This is a genomic window from Acinetobacter sp. LMB-5 (genome assembly GCF_001541635.1).
Lineage (GTDB): Bacteria > Pseudomonadota > Gammaproteobacteria > Pseudomonadales > Moraxellaceae > Acinetobacter > Acinetobacter pittii.
Map to the genome: position 1 here is coordinate 1 of NZ_LRDR01000079.1, position 419 is coordinate 419.

A 419-nucleotide genomic window follows, 5' to 3' on the forward strand; every position below is an offset into this window, starting at 1 on the left:
CTTCATTGCTGGACGTATAAGTAATGCTGGCAGCATGTGGATTAGTGATCACAACAGGAGACACTGTTGCGCCATCATCAATATAAGCGGTCGCGCTGGCAGAACTGAGCGTCACGCCCGATGTTGCTGGCTCTTCTGGTGCGTCCGGGAAATCAGAATCTTTACCCAGAGGAATGGCAATCACTGAATTGCTTTCCACATAGGTATGAATACGCTTAAGCGCTTTTGAAATGGAACCTTCACCGAAGAGTGCGTACGCATCATCGTAGTTAGTGGTGTGATTGAGCTGAATAGGCTCTGCCTTTTCGGACGTGCCGAAAATACCAATCACACTCGATGCAACATCGGTGACGGCCAGCGAACCTGTGGTGGACTCAACGGTATAAATACCGTGTAGAAATTCATCAGACATAATGCCC

General features: G+C 48.4%; 1 protein-coding gene. It reads right to left on the minus strand.

The window, feature by feature from the left end; genetic code table 11:
• Positions 1–419, minus strand: a 419-nt coding sequence (locus AW165_RS18605; protein WP_212823940.1) for a hypothetical protein, incomplete at both ends; no start/stop codon positions are given.